The organism is Neorhizobium puerariae, assembly GCF_042429745.1.
Classification (GTDB): Bacteria; Pseudomonadota; Alphaproteobacteria; order Rhizobiales; family Rhizobiaceae; genus Neorhizobium; species Neorhizobium puerariae.
This window is the reverse complement of sequence record NZ_JBHMAA010000014.1, coordinates 55,131-72,749: the sequence shown is the minus strand read 5'-3', so window position 1 is coordinate 72,749 and position 17,619 is coordinate 55,131. Positions and strand designations below refer to the sequence as shown.

At 63.1% G+C, this 17,619-nt stretch carries 16 protein-coding genes; 1 reads left to right on the top strand and 15 read right to left on the bottom strand.

Features of this window, described 5'->3' with window-relative positions; all coding sequences use genetic code 11:
* Window positions 1-88: 88 nt before the first annotated feature.
* The 7 genes from ACFFP0_RS12265 to ACFFP0_RS12235 all read right to left on the bottom strand — a co-directional run bounded on the left by ACFFP0_RS12265 (window position 89) and on the right by ACFFP0_RS12235 (window position 8,011).
* Entirely contained in the window at window positions 89-775 is a 687-nt protein-coding gene (locus ACFFP0_RS12265; RefSeq protein ID WP_377260874.1) for an aspartate/glutamate racemase family protein, read from the bottom strand.
* A gap of 21 nt (window positions 776-796) precedes the next feature.
* On the bottom strand, window positions 797-2,551 hold the full coding sequence (locus ACFFP0_RS12260) for a M28 family peptidase (protein WP_377260872.1): 1,755 nt from the start codon (window positions 2,549-2,551) through the stop codon (window positions 797-799).
* Between the two features lie 8 nt (window positions 2,552-2,559).
* Entirely contained in the window at window positions 2,560-3,723 is a 1,164-nt protein-coding gene (locus tag ACFFP0_RS12255) for a M20 family metallopeptidase (protein WP_377260870.1), read from the bottom strand.
* Window positions 3,723-5,372 carry a M24 family metallopeptidase gene (locus tag ACFFP0_RS12250; RefSeq protein ID WP_377260868.1) on the bottom strand — a complete coding sequence of 550 codons (1,650 nt, stop codon included), beginning with the start codon at window positions 5,370-5,372 and terminating at the stop codon, window positions 3,723-3,725. The genes ACFFP0_RS12255 and ACFFP0_RS12250 overlap by 1 nt, the downstream gene beginning before the upstream one ends.
* Before the next feature lie 95 nt (window positions 5,373-5,467).
* Window positions 5,468-6,325 carry an ABC transporter substrate-binding protein gene (locus ACFFP0_RS12245; RefSeq protein ID WP_377260866.1) on the bottom strand — a complete coding sequence of 286 codons (858 nt, stop codon included), beginning with the start codon at window positions 6,323-6,325 and terminating at the stop codon, window positions 5,468-5,470.
* Between the two features lie 34 nt (window positions 6,326-6,359).
* The gene (locus ACFFP0_RS12240) at window positions 6,360-7,136 is read right to left on the bottom strand and encodes an amino acid ABC transporter ATP-binding protein (protein WP_377260864.1); all 777 of its coding nucleotides are present in this window, start codon (window positions 7,134-7,136) and stop codon (window positions 6,360-6,362) included.
* Window positions 7,133-8,011 (bottom strand): amino acid ABC transporter permease, encoded by an 879-nt coding sequence (locus tag ACFFP0_RS12235; RefSeq protein WP_377260862.1) that lies wholly within the window; start codon window positions 8,009-8,011, stop codon window positions 7,133-7,135. The genes ACFFP0_RS12240 and ACFFP0_RS12235 overlap by 4 nt, the downstream gene beginning before the upstream one ends.
* A gap of 228 nt (window positions 8,012-8,239) precedes the next feature.
* On the opposite strand from ACFFP0_RS12235, the gene ACFFP0_RS12230 reads away from it, so the two are divergent.
* A complete protein-coding gene (locus ACFFP0_RS12230; RefSeq protein ID WP_377260860.1) occupies window positions 8,240-9,004 on the top strand; it encodes an IclR family transcriptional regulator in 765 nt (254 codons plus the stop codon).
* 63 nt (window positions 9,005-9,067) lie between these two features.
* On the opposite strand, the gene ACFFP0_RS12225 is transcribed toward ACFFP0_RS12230, so the two are convergent.
* The 8 genes from ACFFP0_RS12225 to ACFFP0_RS12190 form a co-directional block, all read right to left on the bottom strand.
* Window positions 9,068-9,820: an ABC transporter permease gene (locus ACFFP0_RS12225; protein ID WP_377260858.1), complete on the bottom strand. Its 753-nt coding sequence runs from the start codon at window positions 9,818-9,820 to the stop codon at window positions 9,068-9,070.
* On the bottom strand, window positions 9,807-10,610 hold the full coding sequence (locus tag ACFFP0_RS12220; protein ID WP_377260856.1) for an ABC transporter ATP-binding protein: 804 nt from the start codon (window positions 10,608-10,610) through the stop codon (window positions 9,807-9,809). Before ACFFP0_RS12220 ends, ACFFP0_RS12225 begins: the two co-directional genes overlap by 14 nt.
* Window positions 10,607-11,050, bottom strand: coding sequence for a PaaI family thioesterase (locus ACFFP0_RS12215; protein ID WP_377260854.1), 444 nt, complete (start codon window positions 11,048-11,050; stop codon window positions 10,607-10,609). The genes ACFFP0_RS12220 and ACFFP0_RS12215 overlap by 4 nt, the downstream gene beginning before the upstream one ends.
* The gene (locus ACFFP0_RS12210; RefSeq protein WP_377260851.1) at window positions 11,047-12,060 is read right to left on the bottom strand and encodes a zinc-binding dehydrogenase; all 1,014 of its coding nucleotides are present in this window, start codon (window positions 12,058-12,060) and stop codon (window positions 11,047-11,049) included. The genes ACFFP0_RS12215 and ACFFP0_RS12210 overlap by 4 nt, the downstream gene beginning before the upstream one ends.
* An 18-nt stretch (window positions 12,061-12,078) precedes the next feature.
* Window positions 12,079-13,596 carry a class I adenylate-forming enzyme family protein gene (locus ACFFP0_RS12205; protein WP_377260848.1) on the bottom strand — a complete coding sequence of 506 codons (1,518 nt, stop codon included), beginning with the start codon at window positions 13,594-13,596 and terminating at the stop codon, window positions 12,079-12,081.
* A complete protein-coding gene (locus tag ACFFP0_RS12200) occupies window positions 13,596-14,780 on the bottom strand; it encodes an amidohydrolase family protein (RefSeq protein WP_377260846.1) in 1,185 nt (394 codons plus the stop codon). Before ACFFP0_RS12200 ends, ACFFP0_RS12205 begins: the two co-directional genes overlap by 1 nt.
* A 54-nt stretch (window positions 14,781-14,834) precedes the next feature.
* A complete protein-coding gene (locus tag ACFFP0_RS12195) occupies window positions 14,835-15,827 on the bottom strand; it encodes an ABC transporter substrate-binding protein (RefSeq protein WP_377260844.1) in 993 nt (330 codons plus the stop codon).
* Window positions 15,828-16,322: 495 nt separating this feature from the next.
* A complete protein-coding gene (locus ACFFP0_RS12190; RefSeq protein WP_377260842.1) occupies window positions 16,323-17,618 on the bottom strand; it encodes an LLM class flavin-dependent oxidoreductase in 1,296 nt (431 codons plus the stop codon).
* Window position 17,619: the final 1 nt, after the last annotated feature.

Genomic DNA, 17,619 nt, shown 5'->3' with positions numbered 1-17,619 from the left:
ATTGGGATGAGATACGGTCGGCCGGGATCGAGAACCGTGCCGGACAGGGTAAGGAGGGCCGCAATGCTGGCCAAATAGGGAAAACGGGTCAGCCATGCCGCGGATATCCCGATTGCATGACCTGCGCCAGCACCATTCCGGCCGCCGCCTGCGTGGGATCGATGACGGGCAGGCCGACTGCCTGCTCCAGCGGCCCGACATAACGGGCAAGGCCGGCGCCCGCAAACAGCAGGGCTTCCACTCCGTCGTCGTCGCGCAGCGCCTTGCCCGCTTCGATGACGCACCGCGTCACCAGTTCGGGGTCCTGCAACTGACCGTAATCCAGCCCCATGCCGCGATGGCCCGCCACCCGTGCGGCGACTCCCATGTGTCGCGCAATCCGCATGCTCTTCGCACCGTTGCCCGCGGCCACCCCGATCGTTCCGATCATCTCGCCCAGCGAGAGTGCCGCGGAGAACCCTGCCTCGCCGATGCCGGCCACAGGCTTGCCCGTCAGCCCGCGCGCCGCGAAGACGCCCGGATCTGAAAAACAGGCGACGACGAAACCGGCCGTCTCCGCGCGCTTTGCCTCCCGTTCGATGAAGCGAAGCACGGCAGGGGCCGCATTGTCGCTGTCACGGGCTGTGCTGATGCCGCGCGGCCCGTCTTCGAGCGTCACGCAGTCGATGCGCGGCAGACCGTCCACATTCATCCATGCCAGGCTGAGCGCGATATCCTCGGTGATCCCGGTATCGGTCCGGCTGGAAGCGTTGATGACGTGGATGATCCTGTCCATTGTCCCTGCCTCGCCGGCCGATCAGTTGGTGCGTTCCGCGACGAAGCGGAAATCGTCGATGAGGCTGCGCGCCGCCTCCAGCGCATCGGTGACCGTGTGCCGGAGCCGCATCAGCTTGGTGGCGAGCAACCGCGCCTCCAGCGTGTCGGAGGGCCTTGCACGGTAATCCTCCAGGCAGGCCAGCAGCGGCACGGGCTGGGCGAGCGTGCTGATGCCGTAGCTATCCTGCCCATAGCGGCCGGAAGCGGAGCCGGTGATGAAGGTCAGCAGCCGCGACAGCCGCAGCACCAGCCGGTTGGCGCGCTCGCGCAGTTCGTCCTGCGCCTCGCCAGCGTCGTCGAGGAAACCGTCGAACCAGCGAATGCCTTCCCGCAGGTCCCCTATCGCCTTCTGGATGAGCGAGAGCTGCGCTGGATCGGCCTTGTCGGCAAGCATGGCCGCGAAACGCTCCTCCAGGTCGGCAAGCCGGGCGCTGAAACGCTGCGGCAGAACGGGTGCGGTCGCCAGCGCGTGGACATAACGCGAGCACCAGTCGAGGTCCGCTTCCAGGGCCTGAGGGTCCATGACGTCGATCGTGTCAAATTCGGTATGGTTGTACCAGCCGAGCGTTGCGCCGTTCTGCTCCCTGACGACAGCCTGGCTGTAGCTGTGCCGGCCCGTCACCGCGGAAACGCCCACGCCGAAGAAGGACTGGTCGCCGACCCGACGCAGGGTCATGACCTTCTGGGGCAGGGTATCGGCGAAGACGGCATGGGAAAGCCGCTCCGAAAAGGTGCCGAGCTCGGGGCAACTGTTGATGTGGAATTCCTCGGTGCCCTTCATGCCGACGGAATCGATATTCACATAGGCGACCGCGTCGCGATTGAGCCTTTCCCACTGGCTGTCCACGAAATAGGTGGAACCGGCCGCTTCCGCGACCTCGTGGCCGTTCCAGAAACAGAAGGCGACCGACCGGCGCAGGTTCTTCCGACGGGAAGAGAGCAGGCGGGCGATCTCCATCATCACCGACATGCCCGTGATATTGTCGGTAACACCCGGGTTCCAGGAATCGATATGGCCGGAAACGACGACGAACTGGTCCCGCTCGGGCGAGTTTTCCGGCGCATGCAGCCATGCCACGGGTTGGTGGAGCTTGCGCCAGACGCGGCTTGCCGTCAGGCGGACATGCAGCGAAACTCCTCCGGCCTGCATCTTCCGGCGGATCGTGATACCGTCGGCGCGCGAGATGCTCACGCCGAAGACACGCGGGATTTCGCCCCAGCTTTCCGGCGTGGGATTGCCCCAGACGGCCTTGAGCGCGCGCCATGGAATATAGCGGCTGTCATCCGTCCCCCAGTTCATCAGGACGATGCCGATGGCGCCCTTCGAAGCGGCGATCCGGGCCTTCTCGGGCGTGGCCGGCGCATAGGAGACCTCGGCCAGCACGATCTTGCCGCACACGTCCTTGCCCTCGTAGTCGGCAAGGCCGCCCGGCCCGACATCCACCAGCTCGGCCGTGACGCCTTCGATCGGGGTGGGCTCCACATGGAGACAAGGCAGGGAACCGATGACCGTGCCGTCAGGGCCGCCGAGCGCGACGAAAGACGAGCCGATATCGCTGTCGTAGGTTTCGAACTCCTGCAACTCGGCCTCCAGACCGTAGGAAGCGAGCGTTTCGACAACGTATTTTCCGGCTGCGAGATCGATTCCCTGTCCGCTCTTGCGGTTCAGGAAGTGGGTGCGCATGTGGTCCACATGCTGCATGACGGTTGGGAACGAATAATCGAGCGCGGTCATGCCGGTCTTCATTTCATCGTGCTTTCATTCTTGGATTTCAAAAATCGGAGGGCAAAATCGAGATAGGTCCTGCGGGCGAGATGGAGCTGATCGAGATCGACCCACTCGTCGCCCGCATGCATGTTCGCCCCGTCGGGGCCGAAGAGAAGCGTCGGAATACCGGCGCGCCCGGCGAAGATATTGGCGTCGGAAACACCGCGGCCGAAACGCAGGTCCGGCTCCTTGCCGATGATCCTGCGATAGCTCTCCGCAAATTGCGCCACGAACCCATCGTCTTTGTCGAGCATGAAGCTTTCGTAACGCGGCTCGCCCACGGTGATGGCGAACTGCGCCCGGGAATTCAGGCCATCAGCCAGATTTCGCAGTGTTTCCAGGGCGCTCTCGACAGTCTCGCCCGGCATGAAATGCCAGTTGACGACAAACGCGGCATGATCGGGCACGCGGATCTCATAACGCCCGTCGCCGGAGGTCATGTTCAGCACGCAATGGCTGGCCCTGCCGAAGTCAGGATGGGAAAAGCGCTCCAGCCCGTCGATCGCGACCAGCAGCTTCGCGGCCTCCGTCACGGCATTGACGCCCTCTTCAGGACGGGAACCGTGCGCCGACCTGCCCTTCACCTCGACCCGCAGGTTGATCTTGCCCATGGCGCCGATCACGACATCATGGAAATGCGGCTCGCACATGACGGCGGCATCTATGCCACGTTCCTTGCGGACGAACGCATTGGCGCCGCGGGAATATGCCTCCTCGTCGGCCAGCGCCGCGAAGATGACCTTACCGGCCCATTCGCCGCTGCGTTCGGAAAGTTCCCTGACGGCGTACATGGCCGCGGCCAGGCCGCCTTTCATGTCCATGGAGCCAAGCCCGTAGAGCCGGTTGTCCTCGATCTTCGACGCATGCGGCACCCGCGTCCAGCCGGAGGCGATACCCACCGTATCGCAATGCCCGCCGATCCACAGAACCGGTCCGTCTCCGTCGCCTTCGATGGTGACGACCACATTCTGCAGCCCACCATCGGCCTCTTCGATATCGACATCGATGCCGTGATCGACGAACCAGCGGCAGATGCGGTCCTGAACCGCCCCCTCTTCGCCGGAAAAGCTCGGTATTGCGACCAGCTCGCCCAGAAGACCGGTCAGCTCGACATCATAATCGTTTGCGGCGGAAGCCATCAACCTTCCCCCTCGACCGTGAAGGCAATACCGCCTTCGGGGGTCACGAGATAACCATCCTCGACCGCAATCAGGATATCGCCGATCGGCCAGACATATTCCGTGCAGCCGAGCATTCCGTTCTCGACCTTCTCGCCCACGCCGGGAAGGAAATAGACCGACGAGATCGTCTGTCGCTGGATCGTATGCCCGCAATCACGAAGATAGCCGTCGACGCCTTTGCCCTCGGGCAGAAGACCGAGGCGGCGGAATTCGGCTTCCAGCGGACGCAGCAGGTCGACGCCGATCTCATGCACCTGGGCGCCGCTCATGCCCGGCCTGATGGCCGGGATGAGTTCATCGATCAGGATATTCCGCAGCCTGTCGTGAAGAGCCTCTATTTCGGCCTCGGCGCAGATCGTGCGGGCGATATCGGACACGCCGCGAATGCAGCCGAACGCATCCGAAACCGTCAGTCCCATATCGAACTTGATGGTCCTGTCGGAAACCCTGACCGGATAGTCGCCGGCGGTTGCCGGCAGAAGCGTCCTCGCGCCGGAGTGGACGATGTCGAAATAGGAGCCGACGCGATCCGCAAAACCATAATGGCGGGCAAAACGCGAAACGCCCTGGTGATAGGCGGCGACGAGGTCGCGTTCCGTGATCTCGCCTTCCGCATTGCGCGCGAAGAAGGCGCGTGCGGCGTCGATCCCCTTGAGAACCGCGTTGGCGGCAAAGAAGAAGTAGACGGCGTCATCGCCGGCGCGGCGGTCCTGCCAGCGGCGAATGACATAGGCCGCGTCCTCGAAGCGGATGCCGGTCTGCGCCAGGGAGGCGAACTCGCCGACGGAAATATGATCCTTCTGGATGGCGATGACGTCATGACTGCAATTGCCGAGCGCCTGGGCAAGACCTGCACAGGTGCCGACGTGCCGGAAATCGCCTCGCAGGATCGGCTTTTCGGCATGGATCGTGATTTCCGCCTCACCGGGACGGAAGAGCACGCCCATGCCCTGTTGCTCGACCGCTCTTGCCGGAAGGCCGGTGAACATTTCGACTTCATGCGGCGCGGTGATGTAGAGCGCCGGGAAACCTTTTTCGGTACACAACGCATCCAGCGGCCCGAACCCCCTGGCGCTCGCGGTCATCGCGTCGACAAGCCTCGCGCCGTCCCGCAACGTGGCGACGAAAGGGGCGAAAGCGGCAGCATCGGCATCCCGCGTAGCAAGCCATTGGGCCTCGATCTCGCCCCGTTTTTTCGCATAGACGAAGAGTGGACGCGGTTCCGGCATGCCGAAAAGCTCGACCGGACCGCTCTCCGCAAGCGCCTGGTAACGCACGAGTGGCAAGGCCGCCTCGCAAAGGATGGTCCCGTCGCCCGCGATGTCGCGCACGGCCTGCGCGAAGGTCCGGACCGGGGCGGCCATATCCTTGTCCCAGTCGAAATACCGGCCGTAGACGGATTTCCCCACACCCGGCACCATGACCCGGCATGCATCGGAATCCGCTTCGCTGATCACGACGGTCGAAACACCCTCGCGCTCCACCAGAACCGGCGCAACGTTGAGTCGGGAACCCCGATAAATGCCAGGATAGGTAAGCTGTTCGCCGAATTCGGCTCCGAGCCGGCCCAAAACAGTCTCCAGGCTGGCATGAAGTCTGACCGTCATGATCTGCAAATCCCCATGGAGCCTCGCTCCGGAAATAGCGATGGACCCATCCGCCGCCTGCTCGCGGCGGATGATTTCCTCTTGGGAAGAGCCGCCTACTTGCGGGCTTCCGTGTTGACCGTAGTCTTCCTGACCTCCGCATAGGGCATTTCCCACTTGGCGAAGATCTTGGAATAGGTACCGTCGGCGATCATCGCGTCGACCACATCGGCGACGACGTCGCGCAATTCCGTATTCGTCTTGGAGAACCCGAAGCCGGCATAGTCGATGGCGATCGGTTCGCCGATCAGCACGAACTTGCCCTTGTCCGGCGAGCCCGTATGCTCGTTCAGGTAACGGATGGCATCGACGCCCTGGGCGGCCGCGACCGCGCGCTTCTGGAGAAGTTGCAGGCGCGCGTCCGCAGTCTTGTCCACGAGGACGTAGTTCACGTCCGCAAGGCCCTTGGCCTTGCAGACCTTCTCGCTGAAATCCTTCAGCCGGATGAAGAAGATACCGTTGCGATTGACGGCGACCGGCTTGCCGCACACGTCTTCGACGGACTTGAGGTCTCCACCCGCCTCAGGCGTCGTGAAGAGCTGGGTGCCCGTCGAGAAGTAATCCACGAAATCCGTCTTCTCGCGGCGTGCCGGAATGTCCGTCATGCCGGACGCGCCCATGGCGATGCGGCCGGTGTCCAGCGAATTGATGAGCTGGTCGAAGGACTGCTCCTGCCATTCGACCTTGAGGCCCAGCCGCTTGCCGATTTCCTCGGCGAGATCGATGTCGAGGCCTTTCAGTTCGAGCGTTGCCGGGTCCTTGAACTCCAGCGGAGGATAGGTCGGGCTGGTGCCGACGACGAGCTTGCCGGCCTCCTTGATCTTTGCCGGCAGCTTTGCGGCGGCGTCCTGCGCATGGGCAGCCGTGCCGGCCAGGCATAGGGCGACGGCGCAGGTGGCGAGCAGAGTCTTCATCGGTTTCGGTTCCTCTCTTTATGGGAATGACGGTTCATTTTGTTGTTTCGGCGTTGAGGCGCTGCAGGAAATCCCGCGTCCTCTGCATTCTGGGCGCTCCGAACAGCTCGGATGCGGGCGCGCATTCCACGAGCTGCCCCTGCTCCATAAAGGCCACGCGATCGCAGACATCGCGGGCGAAGGCCAGCTCATGGGTCACCACGACCATCGTCCGGCCCTGCCTTGCCAATGTCTTGATGGTCTCCAGAACCTCATCGACCAGCTCGGGATCGAGAGCCGATGTCGGCTCATCGAACAGCAGGATATCCGGGGCCATGGCAATCGCGCGTGCGATGGCGACGCGTTGCTGCTGGCCGCCGGAAAGCTGGACCGGATAACGATCGTAAAATCCCTTCAGGCCCACCTGGTTCAGAAGTTCACGCCCGATTTTCTGCGCCTGCTCCCGGGAAAGCCCCTTCACGACGACCGGCCCGCAGCAGACATTTTCAAGCGCGGTCATGTGACCGAAGAGATTGAAGCGCTGGAAGACCATGCCGGTGCGCATGCGCTGGGCGGACAGTTCGCGGTCGTTAAGCTGGCGCAGGCTGCCCTTGTCAAGCCGGTAGCCGACAAACTCGCCATTCACGTAAAGATCGCCGTCGTTGATCCTCTCGAGGCTGTTCAGGCAACGCAGGAAAGTGCTCTTCCCGCCGCCGGACGGGCCGATGATCCCGAAAACCTCGCCGGGCTCGACCTGCAGGCTGATGCCCCGCAGGACCTCGACGGGACCGAACGACTTGCGGACGTCTCTTGCCAGAATTGCCGGGGTCATGCGCCTGCCCCTTCCTCGGCTGCGAGCTTTGCCGACGAGCGGCTGAGCGAGCGGCCGAGACGTCTTTCCAGCAGGGTTTGCAGCAGGCTCAGGATGGTGACCGTCGCCAGATAGTAGATCGAGCAGACGATCAGCATCTCGATGACGCGGTTGTTGACGAAATAGATCATCGAGGCCGTGTGCATGACTTCGTTATAGCTGATAACCGCCGCGATCGACGTGTGCTTGAGCATGCCGATGACTTCGTTGCCGATCGGCGGAGTGATGATGCGCAAGGTCTGCGGCAGCACGACGTGGCGCATGACCTGCGGCCCGCGCATGCCGACCGCCCTGGCCGCCTCGACCTGGCCGGAATCGACCGAGAGGATACCGGCCCGGATGACCTCCGCCGTATAGGCGCCCTGGCATACGCCGAGCCCGAGCAGGGCGGCCCAGAACGGCGTCATCACGTCGACCATGCGCGCCTCCCACAGACCGGGAATGCCTACGGTGGGAAAGATCAGCGCAAGATTGAACCAGAGAAGAAGCTGCAGATAGATCGGCGTCCCGCGGAAGAACCAGATGTAACCGCTGGCGACCGCGTTGGCGACGGGATTTGCCGAAAGGCGCATCAGGGCCGCGACGAGGCCGAGCGTGATGCCGAGCGCCATTGCCAGCACGGTCATCAGGAGCGTGTTGCCGAAACCCATCAGGATCGACCTGGCGGTCAGAAACTGACCCACATAGGCCCATTCGATCTGGCCGTTGGCGAAGGCCCGGATCAGCAGCAGCAGAAGCAGCACGCAGACACCGGCGGAAAGCCACCGACCGGGATGGCTGAGACTTACGCGCCGCACGCCGGCCATGGATGGCAGCCGCTCTTCGATAACACTCATGATCAGTTCCGTCGCTCACCCTCTCGGCAATCCGGGCCGGGTGCCTGTCTATTTTTTAGGCCTTGTCCCGAGGTGGGCAGAAAAATCGCACGGCCTGCAACATGTGTCAATAGTCGAGAATTTCTTCCCAATATTTGGGATATATCGCTTGCGAGCCCTTTGGCGGCGCTGTAGATTGCCGCATGGAAAATGGGCTCCGCAGCTTTGTCGAAGGACTAGGTATTTGAAATGAGCATGGTTTTGAGCAAGGCTATTCGGCTGGTCGATCTCGTTGCCGGGGGAGAGGACACGCTTGCCGGCATTGCGGCCGCCTCGGAACTATCCCGCAGCACGACGCATCGCCTGCTTGCGACACTGGTGGAGCACAACTATCTCGCCCTGGAAAACAAGAGATACACCCTTGGATACCGGCTGCTCGAACTGGGGGAGATGAAGAAGCGCAGCCTGAATTTCCTGGATGCGCTGCGTCCCATTCTGTTGCGATATGCCGAACTGACCAGCGACACGATCCATCTCGCCGTTCTCGACGGAAAGGACATCGTCCTGCTGGACCGTGTCTTCGGAAACCGGCAGCTCCGGATCAATTCCTATCCCGGCCTGCGCAACACCGCCTTCATGACGGCGGTCGGCAAGGTTCTCATCGGCCAGCTGCCGACCCGGAAATGGCCGGCCTTTCTTGAAAACATGCCGGCCGACTACCGGAGAACCAGGGAGCAGATCATGGCCGACCTCAGGAAGGCCCAGCACGAGAACATCGCGATCGACTTCGACGAGGTCAATGTCGGCACATGCGGCATTGCATCGACCTTCCAGGTGAACGACGAACGCCACGTCGCCTGTTCGATCAACGGAGCGACCGTCTATTTTCCCCACGAGCGGCTTCGCGAACTGCGGCCCGTCGTGCTGAAGCTGGCGGATGAGCTCAAGGCGGCCGTCGCACAGCAGCAGCCCGCCATCGATTTCGATGCCAGGCATCTGGGAATCCTGCGCTGACCCGTGGCATCCGCCCGAAGACCGGGACGATGCCCGTGCGCCCGGTCGGACGCACGACACACATTAATGCTGAAGCCTCACGCGCCAGGAGAAGCGACGCTCCGCCAGGGTGATGATATAGAACAGGATGGCGCTGCACAGGATGATCACCGACAGGGTCGCGAACACGTTCGCGGTCATCAGCGAGGCGTTATAGGCGAGAAGTAGATAACCCACGCCCCTGTTCCCGACCACCCATTCGCCGACCACCGCGCCTATGACGCTGACGGTCAATGCGAGCTTGAAGCCCGCGAAGATCTGCGGCACCGCAGCAGGCAGGCGGACATGCCGATAGACCTGCCAGAGGTTGGCGTCGACCGATTTCATCAGTTCCAGATGCCCCTTGTCGGTTCCCTCCAGACCGGCGACCGTGTTGACCAGCACCGGGAAGAAGGCGAGCAGCGCGACCATGAAGATCTTGGGTTCCGGTCCGACCCCGAACCAGAGGATGAGCAGCGGCGCGATCACGATCTTCGGTATCGTCTGGGAAGCCACGACAAGCGGATAGACCGCCCGCCTCACGGGCGGCAAAACGATCATGACCACGGCCAGCGCGATGCCGAACAGCACGCCGAGAAGATAACCCGAAAGCAGGACCGAAAGCGTCGCCCAAAGATGGGAGGCGAGTTCCGGCGCGATCGTTACCAGCGTTCTGGCGATGACCGAGGGCGCCGGGAGGATGAACTCCTTGATGCCGAGGAGCCGGGTCGCCGCTTCCCACACGGCAAGCGCGGCGATGATGGTGATGGCGGGCAGAAATCGGTTAATCAGCGTCATGTCCGTCATCCGGCTTTCGCATATTGGTCACGAGATGGTGGTGGATTTCTTCCGCGCACCGGGTCAGCTCGGCGCCGAAACGCTCGGCCGCACGCCGCTCGCGGGGAATGTCGATCCTGACATCGGCGACGACCCTGCCGGGACGCGGCGCCATGACGAAGACGCGGTCCGAAAGATAGGCGGCTTCCGCGATCGAGTGAGTGACGAAAATCACCGTCAGGCGGCTTCCGCTCCAGATCCGGACGAGTTCGTCATTCATCTGTTCCCGCGTGATCTCGTCGAGCGCCCCGAAGGGCTCGTCCATCAGCAGGATGCGCGGTTTCAGCGCATAGGCGCGCGCAAGAGCCGCCCTCTGGCGCATTCCACCCGACAATTCATGCGGATAGCTGTCGATGAAACGGCCGATGCCGACCATCTCGGCAAGCGAGGCGACCTCCTCCCGCGTGGGTTTCTTGCCGGCGATATCGCCGAGCAGGGCGATATTGTCGCCGATGGTCTTCCAGGGCAGCAAGGTCGCATCTTGGAACATCTGGCCGATCACTCGCCGCTGGCGCAGGAGCGAAGGGGCTGATCCCCCGATTGTGAGCTCGCCCGAAGTCGGGGCCAGCAGGTCGCCGAAGATTTTCAGCAGGGTTGTCTTGCCGCAGCCCGAGGGGCCGATCAGCGAAATGAACTGGCCGTCCTCGATCGTGAAGGAAACGTCCTGCAGTGCCGCAACCGGCTCGGCGCCGGGGCGCTCGTAGACCAGGTTGAGATTGCGACCGATGATGGCTTGCGACCGGTCGCTCATGCCTTCACCTCCTGCGGCCCGGCGGCGGGCAGGCCCACGGTCGCATAGTTGCCGCGGGCGATCGCCACCAGCGTCCCATCCTCTCCATGGATGTCGATATCGACGAAAGCGATGCTGCGCCCGGTCTTCCTGACCTTCACCCTGGCCGTCACCGCCACGCCGACGATAGGCCGCAGATAATCGATCCTGAGGTTGACGGTCGGCGGCGCGGCGCCATGCAGCATGATGAGCGCGAAGTCGCCGGCCGTGTCGGCGAGCGCCGAGATCACCCCACCGTGCCAGCGCTCCCCGCCGCCGCTGGAACGGCCGAATTCCGGCCGGAACCGCATCTGCATGACGAGTTCTCCCGCATCCGGATCGGCCGCGACGATTTCCAGTCCGAGAAAGGCGACGAAGGGCGATTTCGCAAGCCAAGGTTGGAGGTCGACAGCCGCGCTCATGGATGGACAAGCACCTTTCCGAGGACCCGGCGATCCTCGACCCGCGCAAACGCCTCCGCCGCGCGTTCCAGCGGAAAGACCTCGTCCACGAGCGCCTTCAGCTTACCCTGGCTCGCAAGGTCGAGGCAGGCGACGATATCCTCCCTGGTATAGGCGTTCGAGCCGAGGATCTTGAGCTCGAAGACCCAGATGTAGCGGATATCCTCGGCGGGATCGAAACCGGCCGTGGCGCCGCAGGTCAGCAACCGCCCGCCGACCCGCAGCGTCTTGAGCGACTTCACCCAGGTGTCGCCGCCGGTATAGTTGACGATCACATCGAGCCCGTTGGTCGCCCGCGGACCGCGGCGGCTCGGCTTTCCGTAGAGATCGTGGATTTCCTCCAGGAAATCCTTCTGCTGGTAGTTGACGACGTGATCGGCGCCGAGGTCCCTGAGGCGCGCCAGCTTGTCGTCCGAACTCGCGAAGGCGACCACGTCCGCGCCGGCAAGCTTGGCAAGCTGCACGCAGCAGACGCCGACGCCGCCGCTCGCCCCGAGAATGCCGACCTTCTCGCCGGCCCTGACCTGACCGTTGGTGTACATCATCCGCAATGCCGTCGCATAGGCGGTCGGCATCACCGAGGCGGTGTCGAAATCGACATTGTCGGGAATGCGGATCAGTTGATGGGCGGGCGCGGCGCAGTATTCCGCCAGGCCGCCATGGGTGGTCTCGCCGATGACGCCCTTGCCCAGCCGATTGATCGGATCGAGGACGACGCGGTCGCCGGCCGTCCAGCCTTCGACGCCCGCCCCCACCTCGACGATTTCGCCGGCCACGTCGAGACCCGGGACGACGGGAAGGTTGAGCGTGATGCCCGGCATGCCGCGACGGGTGAATATGTCGTGATAATTGAGTGTGGAGGCACGCACGCGCAGCACCACTTCCCCCGGTTTGACGACAGGATCGGGAAAGTCCGTGGCGTAGACGCAGGCCTCCGGCCCGCCGTGCTCCTTGATATAGAACGCTTTCACTTCGCTAGACCTTTCATTTCAGGAATTGCGCACCGCCACGGCCGCGCCTGCCCGATCGGCAAGCGCATGGCGGTCGATCTTGTTGGTGCCGGCCAGGGGTAGTTCGGAGACGATGAAGACCCGCCGCGGATGCTGGTAGGCAGGCCCGTTTTCGAGCGCGAAAGCCTTCACGTCATCCTCGGTGAGCGTTTGCCCTTCCTTGGCGACGACGAAGGCGACGGGCTTGAAACCCTTGATCTCGTCCTCGACAGGCACGACGCAGGCCTCCGCGATCGCCGGATGGCGCAGCAGCATTCCCTCGACATCGCCTGGAAATACGTTTTCCCCGCCGCAGACGAACATATCGTCGGCTCGCCGCACGAAGAAGAAGAAGCCGTTTTCGTCGCGCCGGAAGATGTCGCCGGTATTGTAGAAACCGTCTTCCGTCATGACCTTGGCGGTCAGCTCGGGCTTGTTGAGATAACCCATCATGACCGCACGGCTCCTGATCTGGAGGACGCCCTCGTTCCGTATCTCCCTGCCGTCCACCATGAGTCGCAGCGTGACGTCGGGATGGCCGCAGCCTACCGACATCTCCGGCTGGGGCAGGCCTTCGGGATGTGACCCGAAAAAGATCGGCCCGCCTTCCGTCGTGCCGAACCCGTTGACGACGGTGGCATTGCGGAAAAGACGTTTGATCTCGGAAAAGAGCGCCGGCGTCGAAGGGGCCGAACTGACACGCACCTGCCGCACGCGCGAAAGATCGAGACCGGCGACAAAATCGCGCTTTCGCACCATCATGGCGATCATCGTCGGAACGGCGGTGATCATCTCGACGCCATAGTCGGCGATCGCGCGGGCGAATGTCTCCACTTCGAAGCCGGGCAGCAGGATGACCGTGCCGCCGCTTCCGAGCGTCGCCTGGGAAGAGGCAAGTCCGTTCTGATGATAGAGCGGCGCGGCGACGACCGTGCGGCCGGAGGAAGGCCCGGATGGACTGGTGCGCCGGTCCAGGCCCCACAGATGGCCGAGATGTGAGAAGACGACACCCTTCGGGACGCCGGAAGAACCGGAGGTGTAAAGGATCATCGAGGCATCGGCTTCCCCAGGCGTCACGGCCTCGAACGGCCCGGCATCGCAGAAGTCCGGAATGAGACCGGAAGCGTCCGCCGTATCCAGATCGATGCATGCGACCGTGTCGGGCACCTGCACTCGCCTCGGGCCGTCGACGAACGCCATGCGGATGGCGCTGTCCTGCAGGATGAAGGAAATGATCGAAGCCGGCAGCTTGTAATTGACGGGCACGACCGTGATACCGGCGCGCAGGGCGCCATAGACCACCGCCAGATAGACGTAGCTGTTGGCCGCGATGGCCGCCACGCGGTCGCCGGCCCGTAGCCCCCGTTTGTAAAGGCCCCGCGCATAGGCGTTCGCAAGGGCGTCGAAGGACCGATAGCTGATCGCGCGCGGCGGCGTGAAGCCGAGATCGATGAACGCCGTGCGGCCTTCGTCGTCCGGTGTCAGCAGGGCCGAACCCATGTTCGCATAAGCGACCATCACGACGCCTCCATATGGTCAAAAATCACGCGGCCGCCGGCAATCACCATGCGCACCGCGCCGTTTTCGTCGAGCAGGACGTAGTCCGCATCGAAACCTTGCGCGATACGGCCCTTGCGGTCGGCAAGGCCGAGCACCCGGGCGACGTTGACCGTTGCGGGTCTGAGGGCCTGCTCCCAGCCAAGCCCCGCCTCATGGACGAGGCGAACGACATCGCGCAACAGGACACCCGGCGGCACGGTGCGATAACCGAGGGCATTTCCGTCCTTGTCGCGGATCGTAGCCGGGATGTTCCCGTCGGTCGACATGGTGATGTTGTCGAGCGGCACGCCCTGGTCGAGGCAGGTCTGCACCGCCTCGGGCACGTCGATGCCGGTCAAATTGCCGTCGATCTTCGAGACGCAGCACGTCAGATCGATCGTACCGCCCATCCGGGCAAAATCGATCGCCTGGGCAAAGACCGGCGAGAAGTCCGTCGTGCGGTTGACATGGGTCGGCACGATCTGGTTCGCCGACATGCCGAGTTCCGAGACGAGCCGCATCAACGGCGAGATCGCCTCTTCGAGCGGCCCGACATGAACATGCAGCGGCGCGGCCTTGCCGGACATCGCCCGGGCACGCATCACTTCGCCGGCAAGATCGGCGAGATCGTTCCAGTTGCGGTTCGGATGCAGCCGTTCGGCAACGGCGGATTTCGCGCCGATGAACTGGTCAACAAAGGAGATGTCGGCGCAGACGCTGTCGAGAAGATGCCGCGCAGGCAAAGGCATACCACCGGTATAGGCGAAGGCCGAAACGCCGGCCTGACGCAATTCGTGGGTCTTGCGCAGCAGAAGCCTCAGGTCGCGGGTCTCATTGTCGACACCGAGCAGGCCGACCGCAGTCGTCGTCCCGGCGGCGAGGAGATCGCGGGCATGAAGTTCGGCGACCCGGCCCAGCGGCCCGTTGGCATCGCCGCCACCCAGGAAATGGATATGCTGGTCGATCAGGCCGGGAATGACGCGCAGCCCGCGCGCATTCACCCTTCTTATGCTGCCGGCACACGCCGCGAGCCCGGCGGCGGAGGTTCCCAGCGCGACGGTCCGGCCCGCGATCGCGGCAATACTCGTCTGTCCGATCGGTTCAGGCGAAAAGACCTCGCCCTCCTCGATCAGCAGACCAATCAATTCAGAAGAACTAGACAAGGCGGTGAATTCCAGTGAGGGCGGATGCCGAAAGGCTGGCATCCGCGGACCGGTTTATTTTCCGGGCAGATAATCGTTGGTGTAGAGCTTGGAGACGTCCAGTCCCGGCTTCAGGACATTGCCTTCCGTCAGTCCGGCATAGAGATTGTTCCAGGCCTCGTTGTCCATCCAGCCCCAGCCATGCGCTTCTGTGCGTGTGCTGACCGTTAGGCCGGCAATGATGCCGATGGCTTCGCCAAGCGTTGCACGGGGCTGCGTGGGGTCGATCTTCGCCATCATCTCGACGGTCGCGGGAATATCGGCGCTGGCCTCGGCATAACCGCGGGCGGTCGCCGCCAGGAATTTCTTCACGGTCTCGCCGTGCTTGGCGAGATAGTCGCTGTTGGCGAAGATGACATGCCCCAGGATCGGGAAGTCGGGCGTGCTGAAAGGCAGGAACGTCACATCCACTCCCTTCGCCTTCACCTGCAGCGTTTGGGCGAAGGCGAAGCCCGTGCAGGCATCCGCCTGGTCGGTGAGCATCAACGTGCAGACCGCTTGCGGGTCGACCGACAGGACCTTGACGGAGTCCGTCACGCCATTGCGCTTCAGCGCCGCCCTGAGAAGGGTGGCGAGCGTCGTGGTATCGGAAGTCACGACGGTCTTGCCCGCAAGATCCTTGAAACTCGAGACCTCGCCCTTGGCCTTGTTGAAGATGACGCCCGTCGAATCCTTCTGCAGGTGATTGGCGACGACGGTGACGGGCAGGTTCTGCGCAAGGCCGGAGAGAGCGGTATCGGCGGCGGCAATGCCGAGTTCCGACTGGCCGGCAGCGGTTGCCTGCAGAGCCAGCGGCGAACCGCGCAGGTATTGGAAGCCGATCTCGATGCCGGCGTCCTTGTAGTAACCGTGCTCCTGAGCCCAGTAGAGGCCGTACCAGGAAAGCTGCGGCACATTGAAGTGCATGGAGATATTGACCTTTTCAACCTCGGCGGCCGCAGCCTGGACAGGTTGCAGCATTGCCAGGGCCAATCCGGCTATCGAGGCGGAGATTCGGAACCAGTTCATGACTTCCCCTTTTTGTTTGTGGAATGGGTCAATCGGGACGAAGACCGGCACTCGCCGACGAATTTCTCCATCGGCAGCCAAGCCTTCGTTTCCCGATTGCGGGCCGGGAAATGATTAAAAATTCACCATGCCAAATTTGATGGCAGTGTGAATTGCCGCATATATATTGTCAATAGTTGAAATTATTTTCCCAAATATTGGGAAATATAGAGTACTGCGTATGCCTGCTCGGGAAAACTCGACGTTCGCGAAGTCCTTGGAAAGGGATGCCAAAGGCGCGCCGGCAAGGCTTTTGCCGGCATCGGGGCAGCGTCATCAGGCCTGCACGAGCCTGACGATACTCGGCCGGCTTGCCGGAAGGGCGGCAGCCCAACCCTGCCTGACCGTGTGCATGGGCTGCACCGCGAAGAGTTCAGTACAGCGCAAGGGCCGAGCTCGCCGTCATCCGGGCAAGACGGAGTTGTCTATTATTGGAAAACCGTCGGAAACGCGTTCTCAATCAAGGCGCGGCGGCCTTGCAAGACCCATGCGATCGCGCAGGGTCGTTCCCTCGTATTCCGTCCGATACAATCCCCGCTCCTGGAGGATCGGCACGACCATGTCCACGAAGTCGGTCAGGCCCTGCGGGAAATGGGACGGCATGACGTTGAAGCCGTCCGCCGCACCGGTCGTGAACCAGGTCTCCAGCGTATCGGCCACATATTCCGGCGTGCCGCAGAGGACCCAATGGCCACGCGCCGCAGCGACGAGATTGTAGAGATCCCGAAGCCGCATGTTCTCGCGCCTTGCCTTGTCCAGCATCACCCGCGCGAAGGCATGGTAGTTGTCGGAGGGACCGAGATCGGGAACAGGCCCGTTAAGATCGTATAAGCTCATGTCGACACCGAAACGGTCGCTGAGCAGGGAAAGCGCATTGGTCTCGCTGATGAAGCCCTGCAGTTCGGCAAGCTTGTCATGCGCCTCGCGCTCGGTCCGCCCGACGATCGGCATCACGCCCGGCAGAACCACGAGCGAATCCGGCGTCCGGCCATATTTCGGCAGCCGGCCCTTGAGCGAGGCATAAAAGGCGCGCGCCTCGTCGAGATTCTGGGTCACGGAGAAAACGACATCCGCCGACTTGGCGGCGAGTTCCTGCCCCGGACCCGATCCGCCGGCCTGGAGGATGACTGGTTGCCCTTGCGGAGACCGGCCGATGTTGATCGGACCCTTCACCTTGAAATGGACGCCGTCATGATCGAGCGCGCGAACCTTCGCCGGATCGATATAGACACCGGTTTTCCGGTTCGCGACGATGGCGTCGTCCGCCCAGCAATCCCACAGGCCGCGTACGACCGTCAGGAATTCCTCGGCGATCTCGTAACGTTTGGAGTGATCCGGATGGATCGTCCCGAAATTGGCCGCGGCGGCGGGGTTGGCCGTCGTGACCGCGTTCCATGCCGCCCGTCCGCCGCTGATGTGATCGAGCGAGGCAAAGGCCCGGGCAACGGTGAAGGGATCGCTGTAGGTGGTCGATACCGTTGCCCCGAGGCCGATGTGGCGCGTCGCCCCCGCCACCGTCGCAAGAAGGGTCATCGGCTCCAGCCGGGCCGTATAGGAAGGATGCGCGCCGGGGTCCGCATTGAGATTGTCGCCCATGAATATCAGGTCGAACAGGCCGCGCTCCGCCTCCATGGCGATGCGCCTGATCATCTCGATATCCTGGAAACTGTCCATCGCCCCCGGCATCCGCCAGCCGGCGACATGGCTGCCGGTACCGAGAAGAAAGAGGCCGAAGTGAATATTGCGCGTCATC

Coding starts and splice junctions, on each gene's coding strand:
- ACFFP0_RS12220 (WP_377260856.1), bottom strand. CDS start 10,610: ATGAGCGACCGGTCGCAAGCCATCATCGGTCGCAATCTCAACCTGGTC.
- ACFFP0_RS12190 (WP_377260842.1), bottom strand. CDS start 17,618: ATGACGCGCAATATTCACTTCGGCCTCTTTCTTCTCGGTACCGGCAGC.
- ACFFP0_RS12235 (WP_377260862.1), bottom strand. CDS start 8,011: ATGAGTGTTATCGAAGAGCGGCTGCCATCCATGGCCGGCGTGCGGCGC.
- ACFFP0_RS12205 (WP_377260848.1), bottom strand. CDS start 13,596: ATGGTCGCTTATGCGAACATGGGTTCGGCCCTGCTGACACCGGACGAC.
- ACFFP0_RS12245 (WP_377260866.1), bottom strand. CDS start 6,325: ATGAAGACTCTGCTCGCCACCTGCGCCGTCGCCCTATGCCTGGCCGGC.
- ACFFP0_RS12225 (WP_377260858.1), bottom strand. CDS start 9,820: ATGACGCTGATTAACCGATTTCTGCCCGCCATCACCATCATCGCCGCG.
- ACFFP0_RS12240 (WP_377260864.1), bottom strand. CDS start 7,136: ATGACCCCGGCAATTCTGGCAAGAGACGTCCGCAAGTCGTTCGGTCCC.
- ACFFP0_RS12260 (WP_377260872.1), bottom strand. CDS start 2,551: ATGACCGCGCTCGATTATTCGTTCCCAACCGTCATGCAGCATGTGGAC.
- ACFFP0_RS12230 (WP_377260860.1), top strand. CDS start 8,240: ATGAGCATGGTTTTGAGCAAGGCTATTCGGCTGGTCGATCTCGTTGCC.
- ACFFP0_RS12215 (WP_377260854.1), bottom strand. CDS start 11,050: ATGAGCGCGGCTGTCGACCTCCAACCTTGGCTTGCGAAATCGCCCTTC.
- ACFFP0_RS12195 (WP_377260844.1), bottom strand. CDS start 15,827: ATGAACTGGTTCCGAATCTCCGCCTCGATAGCCGGATTGGCCCTGGCA.
- ACFFP0_RS12255 (WP_377260870.1), bottom strand. CDS start 3,723: ATGGCTTCCGCCGCAAACGATTATGATGTCGAGCTGACCGGTCTTCTG.
- ACFFP0_RS12265 (WP_377260874.1), bottom strand. CDS start 775: ATGGACAGGATCATCCACGTCATCAACGCTTCCAGCCGGACCGATACC.
- ACFFP0_RS12250 (WP_377260868.1), bottom strand. CDS start 5,372: ATGACGGTCAGACTTCATGCCAGCCTGGAGACTGTTTTGGGCCGGCTC.